Raw genomic sequence first — 18397 nt, forward strand, 5'->3', positions numbered from 1 at the left:
GAAAGAAGAGGAGCGGTGATGAAAGCGATGCGTCGATGGATGGCGGTGGCGGGTCTGGCGGGTGCGTTGTTCGCGGGCGCGGCGCACGCGAGCGTAACGATCGGTGGCACGCGGGTCGTGTATCCGCTGGATCAGCGCGAAGTCACGGTCAAGCTCGAAAACGATAGCCGCAACCCGTCGCTCGTACAGGTGTGGATGGACGACGGCAACGCCGACGCGAAGCCAGGCGAGACTAAGGTGCCGTTCGTGATCACGCCGCCGATCTTCCGGATGGACCCGCAGAAATCGCAGACGCTGCGTGTGATGTACAGCGGCGAAGCGTTACCGCAGGACCGCGAGTCCGTCTACTGGCTGAACGTGCTGGACATTCCGCCCAAGGCCGCGAACACCACCGACGCCAACACGCTCCAGTTCGCGTACCGCACGCGGATCAAGGTGTTCGTGCGGCCGCCGAAGCTGCCGGGCCGGCCCGAAGAGGCGCCGCGTCAACTCGACTGGAAGGTCGTGCCCGCGCCAAACGGCAAAGGGCAGGCGTTGGCGGTGTCCAATCCGGGCGCCTATTACGTGTCGTTCAGCGCGATCGATGTGATGGCGAACGGCCACACGTACAAGAACGACAGCGGCGGCATGGTGGCGCCGCACGGCACGCAGATCATTCCCGTGCCGCAGATGACCGGCGTGCAGGGGAGCGCCAAGGTCCACTACACCGCCATCAGCGATTTCGGCGGCCCCATCGAGGGCGATGCGACGCTGAGCCAATAACGCGAGGCCCGTTCCTCGCGTCATCGCAGAGGGCGGCTTCACGCTGCCCATCTCGTCCCCGTTCAAGCCCGTCGGTATCGCGCAGGCCGCGATACGCGGCGCCCCGCGCGCCTTCATCGCCTATCTCGTAATTCAGACCCGTCCTAGATATTCCTATTTCGTAAATCCATAACATCGACTTGTACCTCATCAAGAGGCCGAAGTTTTCTGCAAGCGGTGTTACGGTCATGAAATCCTCGCGTCAAATTCAATCGAATTCCCACTCCAACGGCGATTGCGGTTCGTTCGGCCTCAAGCCGGTCACTGCTGTCGTGCTTTCGGTATTTGCGGTGTTGGGTTATATGGCGCAGGAAAGCGTCAGTGCAAAGGATGCAGCGCAGGTAGCCAGTGCCGTCACGTTCGACACGACCTTCCTGCAGACCGATGCGAAACAGACCGTCGATGTCTCGCGCTTTGCGCGTGGCAATACCGTGTCGCCCGGCGTGTACTCGGTCGACGTGTTGGTCAATGATGTGCGCGTAGCACACGACAACGTGCGCTTCGTCGCGACGCGCGATGGCGAAAGCGCGCGTGCATGCTTCGATCGCAAAACGCTCGAAGGCTATGGCATCGACTTCGCGAAGGTCGACGCTGAGCGCAACGAAGGCGCGACGAAGTCCGCAGCGAACGATTGCATCGACGTTGCCGCAGCAGTGCCGGAAGCGAGTATCGAGTTCGACTTCACCGAACAGAAGGTTGCGATCACGGTACCGCAGAAATACATGCGCAACTCGGCGCGCGGGTATGTGCCGCCCGAGTTGTGGGAGAACGGCGTGAACGCCGGCTTCGTCAGCTACAACGCGAACGCCTACCAGTCGAATAGCGGCGGCGTGCATTCGACGCAGGAGTATCTCGGCCTGAACGCCGGCGTGAACATCGGAGCGTGGCATTTCCGTCATCAGTCTTCGGTATCGGCGGCGACGGGCCAGGCAATGCAATTCGACAACATCGCTACCTACGTGCAGCACGACGTCGCGAAGCTGCGTTCGCAAGTGACACTCGGCGATGCGCAAACGACAGGTGACGTATTCGACAGCGTGTCGTTTCGCGGCGCGCAGATCGCAACGGACGACCGTATGCTGCCCGAATCGCTGCGCGGTTACGCACCGGTCGTACGAGGCACGGCGGATTCGAATGCGCGCGTGACGGTGCGTCAGAATGGGCAGGTGATCTACGAGACGAGCGTGTCGCCGGGTCCGTTCGAGATCAAGGACCTCTATGCAACCGGTTACGGCGGTAATCTCGACGTGACCGTCACCGAAGCGGACGGCCGCACGAAGAGCTTCACGGTGCCCTACGCAGCGGTCGCGCAATCATTGCGCCCCGGCACGACGCGTTTTGCGGTGACGGCTGGCCAGTTGCGCGACGACTCGCTGCAGACGAAGCCCGGCTTCACACAGTTCACGATGCAGCGCGGCCTCACGAATCTGGTCACGCTGTACGGCGGCGCGATCGCGTCGAGTGGATACGTGGCGGCGAACATGGGCGCGGCGTTGAACACGAAGTACGGTGCGGTTGCCGCCGACATCACGGCCGCACGCACCGAAGTGCCGGGTCACGAATCGTTGCATGGCAACAGCCTGCATATCGGCTACAGTAAGTTCATTGACCCGACGGGGACGAATATTTCGGTGGGCGCTTACCGTTACTCGGACGCTGGTTATCTGAACTTCGCGGACGCTGCGACGTTGCGCGACCTCGCGCAGCACGGCGGGGACGTGAATGCCGCCGACCGTCAACGTGGCCGTTTGCAACTGACGGTGAACCAGAACCTGAGCAACAACCACGGTTCGGTGTTCTTGACGGCGTCGTCGCAGCATTACTGGAACCGGCCCGGCAGCGACGTGTTCTATCAGGCTGGTTATTCGAATGGCTTCAAGTTCGGTACATACAGCGTGACGGCGGGCCGTACGCGCAACTCGGACGGCACGTTGTCGAACGAGATCATGCTCAGCGCGACGATTCCTCTCGGCCACACGCAGCACGCGCCGGTGCTGACGACGAACCTGAACGCGGGTAGCGGCGCAGGCACAATGCAGGCGAATATCAGCGGATCGGCGGGCGATCACAACCAGTACTCGTATAACGCGTACGGGACGGCGGGGCAGGGTTCGTCGTCGGGTGCAAATGTGAACGGCGGTGTGAGCGGTGTTTATCGTGCGCCTTATGCGCAGATGACCGCGTCGGCGAGTGCGGGAAGCAACTCGACGCAGGTCTCGGCGGGCGTGAGCGGCTCGATCGTCGCGCATCCGGGCGGCGTGACGTTCTCGCAAACGGTCGGCGATACGTTCGGCATCGTCGAAGCGCCGGGTGCCGCGGGCGCGACGGTGTCGAGCGCGACGGGGGTGAAGGTTGACCGTCGTGGCTATGCGGTGGTGCCTTATCTCACGCCGTATAGCATGAACACGGTGGATATCGATCCGAAAGGCTCGTCGAGCGACGTTGAGTTTGAGTCGACGTCCGAGCATGCGGTGCCGCGGCTTGGCTCGGTGGTGATGATGAAGTACAAGACAGTGACGGGGCGCGCTGCGTTGATTCGAGCGCCGCGCCTGGGCGGTGAAGCGCTGCCGTTCGGCGCGGATGTGCTCGATGGAAACCAGCGCAGTGTTGGTGTCGTTGCGCAGGATAGCCGCATTTTTGCGCGCGGACTGGAAGACAAGGGCTCGTTGTTTGTGAGGTGGGGTTCGGCTCCGGCCGAGTATTGCAGGATAGATTATGTGTTGCCTAGGAAGGCAGGTAGCCACGAGACGGCATACGTTTCGGTACAAGGACACTGCGTCGGCGATGTGCGCGTGGCCGACGCGGACAGTGAGTCCGAGTTGCGCGGCGTAGCGAATTGAGTGAGGATGAATATGGCCGAATTAATCTATTGCCGCAGTGCGGTGCGGTCTTCTGGGGTCGTTCGCAATCTTTCGATTTTGCGATTCCTCATGGGCATTGCGCTCACGCTGATAGGAGCGGTTTTTTCACCGTCTGCGCACGCAAACATCGCTTGCGAAATTGACAATATTTCCCTGACGCTTTCGGCGGGCACTATTTCTGTGCCCGTTGGCATGTCGGTCGGACAGATACTTGGTAACATCGCGCCCAGCACGTTCCAGATGAGTTGTCACTTCGTGAACCGCGTAAGCACTGTGACTTCGGCGACTAACTATGCCAATTTCGCGACGACGCAACTCGCGCCGGGATTCACAGATGTTTACCAGACGAATATCGCAGGCATTGGCGTCCGCTACACCTTCAATTCGGCCCAATGTAACGCCGCAAGCGTGGTTATGCTAAATGGAAAGGCGCAGGTAGGCTGTTTTTTCAGTGGACCGTTAGATGGTCCATATATGACCGCGAACATAACCGTCACCCCCACGCTTGTTGTCACGGGGGCGCTCGCCCCGGGCACGACGACACTTTCATCCGCGCCAACGGTATCGGTCACGTATACGTCGAGTGATCAAGACACGTCATGGAACAAGGGTTCGCTTTATACGGGGGCGGCAACCGGCTTATTCGTCCACGCCACCTGCTCGGTCACTCAGCCCAGCCTATCCGTTTCCTTGCCCACGGCTAACACGCGGGCATTTTCCTCCGGCATTGGCGCGGTGGCTGCTCCACAACCGTTTCAATTGTCGTTCGCTTGCGCCGCAGGTGCGAAGGTATCGATTACGCTGACCGACAGTGTCAATCCGTCTAACAGGAGCAATACGCTGACGCTAACGGCAGACTCGACCGCGCGGGGAATTGGTCTTCAAGTGCTAAACAGTACTGGCTCTCCCGTCTACTTCGGTCCGGATTCCGCTGCTCCCGGAAATACCAATCAGTGGCTGATTGGCAACTCGCCGGCCGGTGCATTGCTTGTGCCGATGCAGGCACGGTACATCCGGACGGGCGCCGTCTCGCCCGGCTCAGTCAAGGCACTTGCGACGTTCACGATGTCGTATCAATAGTTCGAATCGAGATCCCGTTCATCGGCTTGAGTTGCCTCCAAGGGAGGTCGTTTCCATACGCCGGCCGCCATGACGTGTATCATTCGTTCCCTGCGCTGTTCTGCGCTGGCGATTCCCGTATTGTCGAACGCTCGTTCGTGACCTGTTTCCGACGCGGCTGAATTGCCACTGTGATGCGGGTCGTCGGCCCAATTCCCGCAGCTCGACGCCGCCGCGCATGGCGTGGCACACCGGTGGCCACAAGCCGCCGGGAATCGCCCGAACCCCTATCCGTGACCGCCAGACCCGATGTCAGTCTCCGAACTCAAACGCCGCCGCACGTTCGCGGTCATTTCCCACCCGGATGCGGGTAAGACCACGCTCACGGAAAAGCTGCTGCTGTTCTCGGGCGCGATTCAGATCGCCGGTACCGTGAAGGGCCGCAAGAGCAACCGCTACGCGACGTCCGACTGGATGGAGATCGAAAAGCAGCGGGGCATTTCGGTGGCGAGCTCGGTGATGCAGTTCGAGTACGGCGACGCCGTCATCAACCTGCTCGACACGCCGGGCCACGAAGACTTCTCTGAAGATACCTACCGCGTGCTGACCGCGGTCGACGCCGCCGTCATGGTGATCGACGGCGCGAACGGCGTCGAAGCGCAAACGCTCAAGCTGCTCGAAGTCTGCCGCAGCCGCAAGACGCCGATCGTCACCTTCATCAACAAGCTCGACCGCGAAGTGCGCGAACCGCTCGAACTGCTCGACGAAATCGAGCAGCATCTGGGCGTCGCCGCCGTGCCGTTCACGTGGCCGATCGGCATGGGCAAGGACTTCCAGGGCGTCTACGACATCCAGCGGGATCAGGTGCGCCTGTTCCGCGCCGGGCAGGATAAGGCGGGCGGCGAAGTCGAGACGCTGCAAGCGCTCAGCGACGAAGAAGGCGAACGCCGCTTCGGCCATGCCTGGGTCAAGGCGAAGGAAGAGATCGATCTGATCACCGGCGCGTCGCCGGATTTCGATCGCGAGCAGTTCCTCGCCGGTCAGCAATCGCCAGTGCTGTTCGGCTCGGCGATCAACAATTTCGGCGTGAAGGAAATTCTTGACGCGCTGGTCGACCTGGCGCCGCCACCGTCCATGCGCATGACCGTGCAGCGTCCGGTGATGCCGGACGAGCCGAAGTTCACCGGCGTCGTGTTCAAGGTGCAGGCGAACATGGACCTGGCGCACCGCGACCGCGTGGCGTTCATCCGCGTGTGTTCGGGGCATTTCGAACGCGGCATGGCCGTGAAGGTGACGCGCACGAACAAGACGTTCCGCGCCAACAATGTGGTGACGTTCCTGTCGCAGCGTCGTGAAACGGTGAGCGAGGCGTATCCGGGCGACATCATCGGTATTCCGAATCATGGCACGCTGAGTCTCGGCGATACGCTCACCGAAGGCGAGCAGCTGCAATTCGTCGGCCTGCCGTTCTTCGCACCGGAAATTTTCCAGACCGTGGAAGTGGTCGATCCAATGCGCGCCAAGCAACTCGGCGAGGCGCTCAAGCAACTCGGCGAGGAGGGCGCGATTCAGGTGTTCCGTCCCGAAGTGGGCGGCCTGATGATTCTCGGCGCGGTTGGTCAACTGCAGTTCGAAGTGGTGTCGCACCGTTTGTCGACGGAATACAAGGTCGACGTGCGCATGGCGCCGGCGCGTTACCGTATGTCGCGCTGGGTGACCTGCGACGATGCGGCCGAATTGCGCCGCTTCACCGATTCGTACGCGGCGCGGATCGCGCTCGACGCGTCGGACGCACCGACGTATCTAGCCTCGCATGTATCGGAGATCGAAGTCGCGCAGAAGGCGTGGCCGAAGATCGTGTTCAACGAATTGCGCGAGCATTCGGGCGCGCCGTTCAAGAAGGCGATGTAAATCCGTCGCGCTGGTACGTGAGTGCCGGGTAAAGCAGCGCAAACCGAAAGGCCCCGAAAAAAACGGGGCCTTTTGCGTTATCGGCACTACGACTACCGGCAATTCATCAGCGCGGATCCAACTTCAACACCTCTTCCCGCATCCACCCCGCCAGCGCCTGCACATGTTCGAGCCCAACATGCCGCTGCGGAATATCGAGCCAATAACCAAACGGCCCGCTCACTTCGACATCGGAAAACTGCGCGAGACTGCCGTCCGCCAGTTCCTCGACAATCATGTTGCGGTCGACGATCGCCAGCCCCGCACCTTTGCTCGCCGCGCGAATCGCCTGTTCCAGCGTCGAGAACTCGATGCCGTTGTCCGCATAACGCGCCGGCATGCCCGCCTTCGCCAGCCAATTTGGCCACAACTCGAGCCTGGCGTCGTTGTGCAGCACATGCAGCGCCGGCATGCGTTCGAGCAGCGCGTCGAGCGGTTGAGCGAGCAGGCGCGGCGCGCCGACGAGCACGTGGCGCTCCATCATCAGCAATTCGGAGTGCGCGTCCGGCAGTGCGTGGCGGCCGAAGCGAATCTGGCAGTGAAAGTCGCCGTGCGCCTCAGTGCGAACGGACAGTTCGACGTCGGGCAATTCCACCGCGAGCGAACCCAGCCGTGGCGAAAACCATTGCGTGGCGAAAGTGGGCGGCAGAGCAAGCACGAGACGCCGCCGCCCTTTGCCTGCCGTGATTTGACGAAAGCCGCGCTCGATCGTGTCGAAGGCTTCGGACAGGCATGGCAGCAACTGCAGGCCCGCTTGCGTCAGACGGATGCCTTTGTGGTCGCGCTCGAACAGTTTCGCGCCGAGCGATTCTTCGAGCAGCTTGATTTGCCGGCTCACCGCGCCTTGGGTCACGCACAGCGCAATGGCCGCGCGGTTGAAGCTCATATGACGAGCAGTCTCTTCGAAGAAGCGCAACGCGATCAGCGATGGCAAGCGCCGCATAAATCACCTTCTGTTACTTTTAATCGTGCGCGATTCGGCCGGCAAATGGTCGGACTGCGGACTCTGGTTGCGCTGCGTCGCCAGCCGCGCGTTTGTCTCCTACACGCGCGATCCGAACCGCCATCGGCCAGCGATTTTTCAAGCCAAACCGCCATCGTGGCGGCTTGGCGATTGTCGCATTTGCGCCCGTCGTTTTGCTTGATCTCGATAAGAAATATCCGTTGCGCGTCCTGAACCGTGGGCCTCGATCAGGTGCTTGACTCGTGGTCGAGGAGAAGCGCCGCGCAAGCGCCCAACTTCGCCTATGCTGACGAAGACGCGCGCCCTCCCGCCAGGCCGGCTCGCCCTACCCGTCTTCGGAGCGCCCGTGACCGTTCGCAATCTCGACGCCTTGTTTCGACCCAAATCCGTCGCCGTGATCGGCGCTTCCGAGCGGCCCGGCAGCACCGGTGCGATGGTGTGGGCGCGCGTGCTGGAAGGGGGCTTCGACGGCCCGCTCTGGCCGGTCAATCCGAAGTACGAGACGCTCGGCGGCCACGCCGTGATCGGCGACCCCGGCGATCTGCCGGAAGCACCCACGGTCGCGGTGATCTGCACGCCGCCGGCCACGTGGCCGGGCATCATCCACAAGCTCGGTGGCTTGGGTACGCGCGCGGCGATTATCGTCGGCGAGGTGCGTTGCGATGAGGATCGGCTCGCGCTGCGGCACGCGCTCTCGGCGGCGCGGCCGAATCTGCTACGGATCGTCGGGCCGGGCAGTCTCGGCGTGGTGTCGCCGGCGTTGCGCGCGCATCTGGGCGCGCCGTCGTGCACGGTGAAGGCGGGCGGCGTCGCGTGGGTGTCGCAGTCGAACGCGCTGACCAATGCGGTGCTCGGCTGGGCGCACGCGCGCGGCCTCGGCTTCTCGCACGCCGTGGCGCTCGGCGGCGAAGCGGACGTCGACGCGGGCGACGTGCTCGACTATCTGGCGAGCGACCCCGGCACGCGCGCCATCCTGCTCGAACTGGACAGCGTGCGGGCGGCCCGCAAGTTCATGTCGGCGGCTCGCGCGGCGGCGCGCAACAAGCCGGTGCTGGCGTTGCGCTCCGGCCGCGCCGATCCTGCGGACGGGCTCTACACCGCCGCATTCCGTCGCGCGGGCATGGTGCGCGTGGATGCGCTCGACGACCTGCTCGACGAGATCGAGACGCTCGGCGTCGGCCGCGTGGCGGCGGGCGCCACGGCCACGCTGATCACGAGCGACCGCGGCCTGGCGACGCTCGCCTGCGACGCCTTCGCCGCAGCCGGCGACACGCTCGCGTCGTGGCCGGCTGAGGCGTCGGATGCCTTGAAGCAGACTTTGCCGTACGCGGTCGGCGGCAATCCGCTCCAACTCGGCGACGACGCGCGTCCGGAGCATTTCGGCACGGCCCTCAAACTGCTCGCGGAGCATCGCAGCACCGGGACGGCCTTCGTGGTCCACGCGTCGACGCATGGCGCGCCGGTCGGCGAAGTGGCGCAGGCGTTGATCGCGAATCACCGTTTCGCTTATCGCGGCTTGCTCGCGTGCTTCTTCGGCGGCGTGGATGCCGCCACGCGCGACGCGCTGCACGCGCAGGGCATCCCGGTTCATACGACGCCGCAGCGCCTTGCGCGGGCCTTCGCGCGGCTGGTCGATTACCGGATGGGCCGGGAACTGCTGATGCAGACGCCGGAGGGTTTGCCGGCGCAAATTCCCGAATGCATCGACGCAGCCCAGGCTCAGGCGCGCGCGGCGCTAGCCGCGGGTGAGCACCAACTAACCGGCGAAGCGGCGGCGCGGTTTCTGGGGCGGTTTGGGTTGCGGGTGGAAGCGCGAGGAGGAAGTGCGGGCGAGGGCAGCGCGGGGGAAGTTGCGCAAGACGTCGCGCAGGGATCGGCGCAGGGCGCAGCGGCAGATTCCGCGCGAGGACCGGCGCAGGAACCGGCGGGGGGCGCTACGGAAGGCTTCGCGCAAGGACAGGGGCAGCAGCAGGGCACTACGGCAGGTTTCGCGCAAGGAGAGGGCCAGGAGAAGGGCGCTGCCGCAGGTTCGGCGCAAGGGCAAGGACAACGGCAACGGCAACAGCAAGCGAGCGCACAACGCGCTGTGAAAGCCTCAACGGCAGCTTCGGCTGCACCGCGGGCGTCGGACTGCCCGGAAGCAAGCGCCGACTCGTCTACCAAACCGGTCGTCGACATCGCCGTCGAACTCCACGACGACGACAACTTCGGCCCCGTCTTCCGCTTCACGACACCATCGGCCGACGGCGTGTCCGAGCCGTTGCGCGTCTACGGGTTGCCGCCGCTCAACCCGATGCTTGCGCGCGACATGGTTACGCGCTCGCCGTACGCGCGGCTGGTTGCGCCAGAGCCGGCCCTGGCCGGGCTGACGGCGCTTTCACAAGCCGTGTGCGACGTCAAGGAACTCGTCGGTCTCGCGCTGACGCTTAGGGTGTACCGCGATCGCGTGGCGGTCGTCGACCCCACGCTGAAAATTGCGCCGACGCGCAGCCGCCTCGCAATCGTGCCGTACCCACGCCGCTTCGAAGAAACGCTGGACTGGCAGGGTGCGCGGGTGACGGTGCGGCCGATCCGTCCGGAAGACGAGGCCGCGCATCACGACTTCGTCGAAGCGATGACGCCCGAAGATTTGCGCTTGCGGTTTTTCGGCGCGGTGGGCAGCTTCGACCACTCGCAGCTCGCGCGCATGACGCAGATCGACTACGACCGCGAAATGGCATTGATCGCCACCGTGCAGAGCGAAGAAGGTTTCACGCGGACGCTGGGCGTGGTGCGCGCGGTCGCCGATCCTGATAACGAAACCGCTGAATTCGCGGTGGCGGTTCGCTCGGATCAGAAAGGCCGGCGCCTCGGCCAGTTGCTGATGGACCGGATCATCAAATACGCGCGGGCGCGCGGGATCCATTGGCTGGTCGGCGAGGCGCTGCGCGAAAATACCCCGATGATCGGGCTCGCCAAAGCCAGCGGTTTCACGATTACGCGGACGGAGGATCCGGGCGTGGTCGGGTTCAGAATGGCGTTGGATAAAGCGACAGAGGCAAGCGCTTAGGCGGAGTACTCAAAGCGCTGAATTGCACAGATCAGCGGCGCTCGTCGGCACAGTGGGACGGCGCAGCCAAGGCAGCCAAAGGCTGCCGAGGCGGCGATCGAAGCGCCAAGAGGCGCCGAATGCCTCACGCCGCAGGAAACATGAAGAGCGCTCACCGCGCTAAGTGGGACCGATTGCCGCCGCGCCGCCGGCACAGCGGGCCAAGGCGCTCAAGGCGGTGATCGAAGCGGCGAGAGGCGCTGAAGCCCTCACACCACAAGAAGCCAGAAGGGGCGCGAGCGGCCTCAGGCCGCCAACTTGGCAGCAGCCTCATCGACCTGCGACCGCGTCACCGCCAACTCCTCCAGCCACGCATCCCCATAAACCGCCCCAGTCTCACGCTCCAAACGCGCGATCGTCGCCGCACAACGACCCGCATCCTTCGGCGTCGCAATAAACGACTTCACCGATTCACCCGCCTTGAACGCATCGAACAACGGCACGCGAATATCGTCCGGCAGCGCACGCGTCGTCCACTGATACGGCTTGCCGTTGAACGTGAATTGCGGCGGCAGCATGCGCTCTTTCTTCGCGGCCGGAATCAGGCCGTACGTGCGCGCGGCTTCGCCGATCTGCTCCGGCGAAAACAGTTCGTCCGGGCTGATGTCGAATTGCTGAATGAAGGTCTCGATGCTTTGCATCGCCGCCGCGCGGTCGTCGCGGCGCTTTTGCGCATGAGCGACGATGTCGCGCAGTTCGTCGGCTTCTTCGGGCGTGATCGTGAAGCTCGACTGCTTCTGCTGAAGTTCGGAAAAACGCTGGAATTCGGAATCGGTCAGAAGTTTCGCCATTGCTTGTCGATGAGCGCGCATGAGCGAACCCATGCGGCGTGATTTTTGAGAGGGTCGCCATTCTAAACCATGTGCGCGAGCGGCCGATTTTCGATGGGCCGCCACGAGGGTTCGCTCGCCCGCATGGCGCGTTAGGCGGCGTTCTCGTGAAACATCGACAACGCCTGGACCGTCTCGCGCAAGAGCGCGGTGGCGGCTTCCAGCGTCGGCGCGACGTATTCGTCGATACGCCGCAAATACGGACAGGTGAGCACCGCGATCGCCTGGCCGGACGGACCCTGGATCGGGAACGTGAGGTCGGTCACGCCGAACGTCTGCTGGCTGTCCTTCTGCGAAAAACCCGCCGCGCGAATCCGCTCGCAAGCCTGTTCGAGCGCATCGCGATCGATCGTGACCTCGCCCTTCACCTTGGTGTGTTCGGCCAGCATCTGTTCGCGCTGCTCGATGCTTTGAAACGCGAGCATCACGCGCCCCGAACCCGTGTCGATCAGGCCGACGCGCGAACCGAGCCGCACCGACATGCCCCACGTACCCGGACCATCCACTTGCGCGATCACCAGCAGATTGCCGCGGTCGTACACCACGAGGTGACACGATTGCTCGGCCGCATCGGCAAAGCGCTGCATGAGCGGCAGCGCCTCGGAGATCAGACGGTTCATCGGCGGATGACGGTGCGCGAGCGCATACAGCTTGAGGCTAAGCGAATAGCGGTCTCCGGCCGCCGAGCGCACCACGTACTGACGCGCGACCAGCCGTTCGAGCATGCGATACATCTCGCTCGCGTTGCGTCCGAGCAGCTTGGTGATTTCGGCGCGCGTCAGCCCTTCCTTCTGCTCGGCGAGCAGTTCGAGGATGTCGAGGCCTTTGTCGAGCGCCGGGGCACGGTAGCGGTCGGCGTCGTCTTTGTCGTCTGCGTCCATCGTGAGCGAGGTTCCTTGGGCTGTTCTCATTATGTGGCGCGTGAGTGTAAGTGCGTGGCGAATCTCGTAGAGCCGACGTTCGTCCAGGGAAAACACGGACGCTTGGTGCAGTGCACATAGCTTGACTTAAAAAAGTCCGTATATGAATAATACGTTCATTGGTGAATGAGCGCACGCCAATACTCATAAGAAACGATTAGAAAGCGCAGGACGAAGTGCCGGACTCCAGAGCCGGTTCACGCAGTTCCCACAACATGGGACGAGAGTCAGCGCTAAAGCGCTAGCTCCCGTCGACACAGGAGACAACCATGTCGTTCGCGAAAGGGCCGCACGCGGCCCGCCGTTTGTTCCGCAGTTCGCTCTCCGTCGTAGCCGCCGCTGCGTGCCTCGCCGGACTCGGTGTGACGGGCGTCGCCCAAGCCGCCGACACCGGCAAGATCGGCCTCGGTCTGCCGCTGCTGACATCGCCGTTCTGGCAGTCGTACAACAACTATTTGCCCAAATACGCGAAGGAGAGCGGCCTCGACATCCTCGCGCCGGTCAATTCGAATGGCGATCCCGTCCAGCAGATCACGGACATGAACAACCTGCTGAACCTCGGTGCGAAGGGCATCGTGGTCGGCCCGCTGGATTCGGCGGCGATCAGCCGTGCGCTCGACGCCGCCGCGGCGAAGAACGTGCCGGTAGTCGCCGTCGACGTCGCGCCGACGCAAGGCAAAGTCGCGATGGTGGTGCGCGCCGACAATCACGCATATGGCGAAAAGGCGTGCAAGTACATTGGCGAGCACGTGAAGTCGGGCAAGGTCGTGCAGATCATGGGCGACCTGGCATCGGTCAACGGACGCGACCGGTCCGAAGCGTTCCGCTCGTGCCTGAAGGGCTATCCGGGTTTGTCGCTGCTGGAAATTCCGGCGAGCTGGAAGGGTGACGTCGCGGCCACCGCGCTCGACAGTCTGCTGACCGCCAATCCCGACGTGAAGGCCATCTACATGCAGGCAGGCGGCGTCTATCTGTCGCCGACGCTGCAAACCCTGCGGCGCAAGCAGATGCTGTTTCCCGCAGGTGATGCGAAGCACGTCGTGATCGTCAGCAACGACGGCATTCCTCAGGAATTCGAGGCGATCCGCCGCGGCGATATCGACGCGACCGTGTCGCAGCCCGCCGACTCGTACGCGAAATATGGGCTGTTCTATATCAAGGCGGCGTTGGCAGGTCAGACCTTCAAGCCGGGCCCGACCGATCACGGCAGCAACATCATCCAGTTGGCGCCGGGCATTCTGGAAGATCAATTGCCCGCACCGCTCGTGACGAAATCGAACGTAGACGACAAAGCCTTGTGGGGCAACACGGTCAAATGAGCGGTCAAATGAGCGAACTCACGCCCTCCGTGCCCGTCGTCGAAGCGCTTGAGGTCACCAAACGCTTCGGCTCGACGGCCGCGGTGAAAGACGTGAGCATTCGCGTCATGCCCGGCGAGTCGCATGCGCTCGTCGGGCGCAACGGCGCGGGCAAATCGACGCTGGTGTCGATTCTCACCGGCTTGCGCAAGCCCGACACCGGCGAGGTGCGTTTCAGCGGCGCGGCCGCGCCATCGATCGCGGATCGTGACGCGTGGCGCGAGCGCGTGGCGTGCGTCTATCAGCATTCGACGATCATCCGCGATCTGAGCGTGGCGGAGAATCTGTTCATCAATCGCCAGCCGGTGCGCGGCGGCGTGATCGATTGGCAAGCCATGCGGCGCGACGCGCGCGCGTTGCTCGATCACTGGAAGATCGACGTGCGCGAAGATGCCCGCGCCGGCGATCTGTCGGTGGAAGCGCGGCAACTGGTGGAGATTGCGCGCGCGCTGTCGTACGGCGCGCGCTTCATCATCCTCGACGAACCAACGGCGCAGCTCGACGGTGACGAGATCAAGCGTCTGTTCCGGCGCATCGGCGAGTTGCAGCGCGAAGGCGTGACCTTCCTCTTCATCTCGCATCATCTTCAGGAAGTCTATGAAATCTGCCAGGCCGTGACGGTGTTGCGCGACGCGCGGCATATCGTCAGCGCGCCGGTTTCCGCGTTGCCGCGCGAGCAGTTGATCGAAGCGATGACCGGTGAACGCGGCGGTCTCGCGGTTGCCGATGCGGCGGCGCGCGCCGCATTGCCCGCCGATACGGCGATCGCGCTGGACATTAAAGAGCTCGCGGGCGCCGATTACGAAGGCGTGTCGTTCACTGTGAAGCGCGGCGAAGTCGTCGGCTTGACCGGCGCGACGAGCAGCGGCCGCACGAGCGTGGCCGAAGCGATTGCCGGTCTGCGCGCCGCCAAACGCGGCACGATCAGCGTGGACGGCGCAACCTTGCCACCCGGCGATGTGCCCGCGGCGCTCGCGCACGGCATCGGCTGCGTGCCGAAGGATCGCCATCACGAAGGTCTGGTGCTCACGCAATCGGTCGCGGAAAACGCCTCCATGACGATCGCGCGTTTGCTCGGCAAATTCGGCATCGCGCCGCCCGCGAAGAAGAACGCCTTCGGCCAGAAGATGATCGACGCGCTCGGCATCGTCGCGCAAGGTCCGGAGCATGTCGTGTCGGGTCTGTCCGGCGGCAATCAACAAAAGGTGGTGATGGCGCGCGCGCTCGCCACCAATCCCAACGTGCTCGTGCTGATCGATCCCACCGCGGGCGTCGACGTGAAATCGAAAGAAGCGTTGCTCTCCGTCGTGGATCGCGTGCGCGAAGAGGGTAAGGCCGTGCTGGTCGTGTCCGGCGAGCTCGACGATCTGCGCACCTGTGACCGCGTGCTGGTCATGTTCCGTGGCCGTGTCGCGGCCGAATTTCCCGCGGGTTGGCAGGACCACGACCTGATCGCATCCGTTGAAGGAGTCAGTCTCCATGAAGAATAGTGTGCCCAGTCCTGCATTCGGCACCGCGCAAGCTCCGGCTCAGCCGCAGTTGGCCGCGCAGGCTTCACGCGGCAAACGCGCGCGCTCCGAACTCGCGCGCCTGCGCGAACTGGCATTGTTGCCCGCGCTTGCTTTGCTGATCGTGATCGGCGCGTTTGTCAGCCCGAGCTTTTTGACCAAGGCGAATCTCATCAGCGTGCTGGGCGCGTCTGCGGCGTTGGCGCTCGTCGTGCTCGCCGAGTCGCTGATCGTGCTGACCGGCAAGTTCGACTTGTCGCTCGAATCGACGGTCGGCATCGCGCCCGCCGTGGGCGCGATGCTCGTGATGCCGGCGGCGTCCGCGGGCTTCGGTATGCAATGGCCGGCGGCGGCCGGCTTGCTCGCCATCGTGGTGGTGGGCGCGTTGATCGGCTTCATCAACGGTTTTCTCGTGGTGCGCTTGCGGCTCAATGCGTTCATCGTCACGCTGGCCATGCTGATCGTGTTGCGCGGCATGCTGGTCGGCGCGACCAAGGGCGGCACGCTGTTCGATATGCCGCCGTCGTTCTTCGCGCTCGCGACCACCATCGTGCTCGGCTTGCCTTTGTCCGTGTGGCTCGCGGCGGTGGCGTTCGCGATCGCGGCCTTCATGTTGCGCTATCACCGGCTGGGCCGCGCGTTGTACGCCATCGGCGGCAATCCGGAAGCGGCTCGCGCGGCGGGGATTCGCGTGGAGCGCATCACGTGGGGCGTTTTCGTGCTCGGGAGCATACTTGCCTCGGTGGGCGGTTTGATCGTGACCGGCTATGTCGGCGCGATCAATGCGAACCAGGGCAACGGCATGATCTTCACGGTGTTCGCGGCGGCGGTGATCGGCGGCATTTCACTCGACGGCGGCAAGGGCACCATGTTTGGCGCGCTCACCGGCGTGCTGCTGCTCGGCGTCGTGCAGAACCTGCTGACGCTTGCGCAGGTTCCGTCTTTCTGGATTCAGGCGATTTACGGCGCGATCATCCTGGGCTCGCTGATGGTGGCGCGCCTGGCTAGCGGCGAAGGCCAGAACTGATGCGTACGCACCTCGGAGAACTCATTTGACCAGCCGCTCATTGCCGTTGCAAACGGACCCACGTTTGATCCTGCTCAGCCCAGCTGACAACTGCCTGATCGCGGCGGCGCGTCTCGACGGTGGCACGCAGATCGAGATCGAAGGCGAGCACGTGACGCTCACCAAGACCATCGACCTCGGTCACAAGGTGGCGCGCCATGAACTCGCGAAAGACGACAAGGTGCTGCGCTACGGCGCAGTGATCGGTCACGTGACGGAAGCAGTGGCGCGCGGTGCGCATGTGCATACGCACAATCTCGAAAGCGATTACCTGCCGACGTACACCCACGACGCGGGCCACGAATTCGTCCATCACTGATGTGAGCACAATGACGTGGCCTCGCGCCGCTCTGGAACGATCATGACTGACATTTCCGTAGCATCACCCTCTGCCGCATCGCAGCAGCCCACGTTGCAAGGCTATCTGCGCCGCGACGGCCGCAAGGGCATCCGCAATGTGGTCGCGGTGGCGTATCTGGTCGAGTGCGCGCATCATGTGGCGCGCGAGATCGTCACGCAGTTTCGCGAACCGCTCGATGCGTTCGACGATCCTTCAGCCGAACGCGAACCGCCCGTGCATCTGATCGGCTTTCCCGGCTGCTATCCGAACGGCTATGCCGAAACAATGCTCGAGCGGCTCACCACGCATCCGAACGTCGGCGCGGTGCTGTTCGTATCGCTTGGTTGCGAGAGCATGAACAAGCACTATCTGGTGGACGTAGTGCGCGCGAGCGGCCGTCCCGTCGAAGTGCTGACGATTCAGGAAAAGGGCGGCACGCGTAGCACGATTCAATACGGCGTCGACTGGATTCGCGGTGCGCGCGAACAACTCGCCGCGCAACAGAAAGTGCCGATGGCGCTGAGCGAACTGGTGATCGGCACGATCTGCGGCGGCTCGGACGGCACCAGCGGCATCACCGCGAACCCGGCGGTGGGCCGCGCGTTCGATCATCTGATCGACGCGGGCGCGACGTGCATCTTCGAAGAAACCGGCGAGCTGGTGGGCTGCGAATTCCATATGAAGACGCGCGCGGCGCGCCCGGCGCTCGGCGATGAGATCGTGGCCTGCGTCGCGAAGGCGGCGCGCTATTACTCGATTCTCGGCCACGGCAGTTTCGCGGTCGGCAACGCGGACGGCGGCCTCACCACACAGGAAGAAAAATCGCTGGGTGCGTATGCCAAAAGCGGGGCGTCGCCGATTGTCGGCATTGTCAAACCCGGCGACATTCCGCCGACCGGCGGCCTCTATCTGCTCGACGTGGTGCCGGACGGCGAACCGCGCTTCGGGTTTCCGAACATCAGCGACAACGCGGAGATCGGCGAGCTGATCGCCTGCGGCGCGCATGTGATTCTGTTCACGACCGGGCGCGGCTCGGTGGTCGGCTCGGCGATCTCGCCGGTGATCAAGGTGTGCGCGAATCCCGCGACGTATCGCAATCTCGCGGGCGACATGGATGTCGATGCAGGCCGGATCCTCGAAGGCCGCGGCACGCTCGACGAAGTGGGCCGCGAAGTGTTCGCGCAAACGGTGGCGGTGTCGCGTGGCACGGCGTCGAAGTCGGAGACGCTTGGTCATCAGGAATTCATCCTGACTTACAAGACGTTCGAACCGGTTGGACCGGCTTGCTTGCCGTCGAGCGCCGCAGCGCAGCATCGGGTTGTCGCGATCGAGCCGCATTGAGCGGCGTTGCCGCGCTGACGGCAAGCGGTCCGCACGCGCCGTGGGCAAATCCCGCCCATGCATGGTAAAACACGAATGCGGATGGGACCCGAGTAAGTGCTTTACATGGGACCGGAATAACGCGCAAAGCGCAAACTCCGGTCGACAGCTAAAGCGCTAACTCAGGTCGACATCGCATGGGATCGGAGTAAGTGCTTTGCATGAGACCAGAGTAAGCGCTTTGCATGGGACCGGAATAACGCGCTAAAGCGCGAGCTCCGGTCGACAGCTGAAGCGCCAACTCTGGTCGACAGCTAGAGCGCCAACTCCGA

The 18397-nt window shown here is 63.6% G+C and carries 13 protein-coding genes; 10 read left to right on the forward strand and 3 right to left on the reverse strand.

Translation table 11 applies throughout. The features are described from left to right. Positions 1–18: 18 nt before the first annotated feature. From PQR42_RS29315 to PQR42_RS29330, 4 genes are all read left to right on the forward strand, one after another. Positions 19–762 (forward strand): fimbria/pilus periplasmic chaperone, encoded by a 744-nt coding sequence (locus tag PQR42_RS29315; protein WP_408387000.1) that lies wholly within the window; start codon positions 19–21, stop codon positions 760–762. 227 nt (positions 763–989) lie between these two features. After that, on the forward strand, positions 990–3641 hold the full coding sequence (locus PQR42_RS29320) for a fimbria/pilus outer membrane usher protein (protein ID WP_408386999.1): 2652 nt from the start codon (positions 990–992) through the stop codon (positions 3639–3641). Positions 3642–3647: 6 nt separating this feature from the next. Next, the gene (locus PQR42_RS29325; RefSeq protein WP_408386998.1) at positions 3648–4742 is read left to right on the forward strand and encodes a fimbrial protein; all 1095 of its coding nucleotides are present in this window, start codon (positions 3648–3650) and stop codon (positions 4740–4742) included. A gap of 288 nt (positions 4743–5030) precedes the next feature. Beyond that, a complete protein-coding gene (locus PQR42_RS29330; RefSeq protein WP_095422018.1) occupies positions 5031–6632 on the forward strand; it encodes a peptide chain release factor 3 in 1602 nt (533 codons plus the stop codon). Positions 6633–6738: 106 nt separating this feature from the next. Here the strand turns inward: PQR42_RS29330 and PQR42_RS29335 are convergent, their stop codons facing one another. Further along, positions 6739–7614, reverse strand: a complete 876-nt coding sequence (locus PQR42_RS29335; RefSeq protein WP_408386997.1) for a LysR substrate-binding domain-containing protein — start codon at positions 7612–7614, stop codon at positions 6739–6741. Positions 7615–7981: 367 nt separating this feature from the next. Between PQR42_RS29335 and PQR42_RS29340 the strand changes: the two genes are divergently transcribed. After that, complete coding sequence (locus tag PQR42_RS29340) at positions 7982–10684, forward strand: GNAT family N-acetyltransferase (protein ID WP_408386996.1); 2703 nt, start codon at positions 7982–7984, stop codon at positions 10682–10684. A 284-nt stretch (positions 10685–10968) separates the two neighbouring features. On the opposite strand, the gene PQR42_RS29345 is transcribed toward PQR42_RS29340, so the two are convergent. Both PQR42_RS29345 and PQR42_RS29350 read right to left on the reverse strand, forming a co-directional pair. Then, complete coding sequence (locus tag PQR42_RS29345) at positions 10969–11514, reverse strand: hypothetical protein (protein WP_408386995.1); 546 nt, start codon at positions 11512–11514, stop codon at positions 10969–10971. A gap of 131 nt (positions 11515–11645) precedes the next feature. After that, positions 11646–12434: an IclR family transcriptional regulator gene (locus tag PQR42_RS29350; protein ID WP_168791891.1), complete on the reverse strand. Its 789-nt coding sequence runs from the start codon at positions 12432–12434 to the stop codon at positions 11646–11648. Positions 12435–12742: 308 nt separating this feature from the next. On the opposite strand from PQR42_RS29350, the gene PQR42_RS29355 reads away from it, so the two are divergent. From PQR42_RS29355 to PQR42_RS29375, 5 genes are read left to right on the forward strand one after another with little or no spacing between them, the layout of a single operon-like run. Then, positions 12743–13792, forward strand: a complete 1050-nt coding sequence (locus tag PQR42_RS29355) for a sugar ABC transporter substrate-binding protein (RefSeq protein ID WP_408219518.1) — start codon at positions 12743–12745, stop codon at positions 13790–13792. Positions 13793–13800: 8 nt separating this feature from the next. After that, positions 13801–15321, forward strand: a complete 1521-nt coding sequence (locus tag PQR42_RS29360; protein ID WP_408386994.1) for a sugar ABC transporter ATP-binding protein — start codon at positions 13801–13803, stop codon at positions 15319–15321. Further along, positions 15311–16366, forward strand: a complete 1056-nt coding sequence (locus PQR42_RS29365; protein WP_408386993.1) for an ABC transporter permease — start codon at positions 15311–15313, stop codon at positions 16364–16366. The genes PQR42_RS29360 and PQR42_RS29365 overlap by 11 nt, the downstream gene beginning before the upstream one ends. Positions 16367–16391: 25 nt before the next feature. Beyond that, positions 16392–16724: a UxaA family hydrolase gene (locus tag PQR42_RS29370; protein WP_408494328.1), complete on the forward strand. Its 333-nt coding sequence runs from the start codon at positions 16392–16394 to the stop codon at positions 16722–16724. A 42-nt stretch (positions 16725–16766) separates the two neighbouring features. Then, the gene (locus PQR42_RS29375) at positions 16767–18086 is read left to right on the forward strand and encodes a UxaA family hydrolase (RefSeq protein WP_408386991.1); all 1320 of its coding nucleotides are present in this window, start codon (positions 16767–16769) and stop codon (positions 18084–18086) included. Positions 18087–18397 lie beyond the last annotated feature (311 nt).

The sequence above is a fragment of the Paraburkholderia sediminicola genome (assembly GCF_046027355.1).
GTDB lineage: Bacteria > Pseudomonadota > Gammaproteobacteria > Burkholderiales > Burkholderiaceae > Paraburkholderia > Paraburkholderia sediminicola_B.

Bases quoted from the DNA above. Each gene is read 5' to 3' on its own strand.
- PQR42_RS29315 (WP_408387000.1), top strand. From the start codon at position 19: ATGAAAGCGATGCGTCGATGGATGGCGGTGGCGGGTCTGGCGGGTGCG.
- PQR42_RS29320 (WP_408386999.1), top strand. From the start codon at position 990: ATGAAATCCTCGCGTCAAATTCAATCGAATTCCCACTCCAACGGCGAT.
- PQR42_RS29325 (WP_408386998.1), top strand. From the start codon at position 3,648: ATGAATATGGCCGAATTAATCTATTGCCGCAGTGCGGTGCGGTCTTCT.
- PQR42_RS29330 (WP_095422018.1), top strand. From the start codon at position 5,031: ATGTCAGTCTCCGAACTCAAACGCCGCCGCACGTTCGCGGTCATTTCC.
- PQR42_RS29335 (WP_408386997.1), bottom strand. From the start codon at position 7,614: ATGCGGCGCTTGCCATCGCTGATCGCGTTGCGCTTCTTCGAAGAGACT.
- PQR42_RS29345 (WP_408386995.1), bottom strand. From the start codon at position 11,514: ATGGCGAAACTTCTGACCGATTCCGAATTCCAGCGTTTTTCCGAACTT.
- PQR42_RS29350 (WP_168791891.1), bottom strand. From the start codon at position 12,434: ATGGACGCAGACGACAAAGACGACGCCGACCGCTACCGTGCCCCGGCG.
- PQR42_RS29355 (WP_408219518.1), top strand. From the start codon at position 12,743: ATGTCGTTCGCGAAAGGGCCGCACGCGGCCCGCCGTTTGTTCCGCAGT.
- PQR42_RS29360 (WP_408386994.1), top strand. From the start codon at position 13,801: ATGAGCGAACTCACGCCCTCCGTGCCCGTCGTCGAAGCGCTTGAGGTC.
- PQR42_RS29365 (WP_408386993.1), top strand. From the start codon at position 15,311: ATGAAGAATAGTGTGCCCAGTCCTGCATTCGGCACCGCGCAAGCTCCG.
- PQR42_RS29375 (WP_408386991.1), top strand. From the start codon at position 16,767: ATGACTGACATTTCCGTAGCATCACCCTCTGCCGCATCGCAGCAGCCC.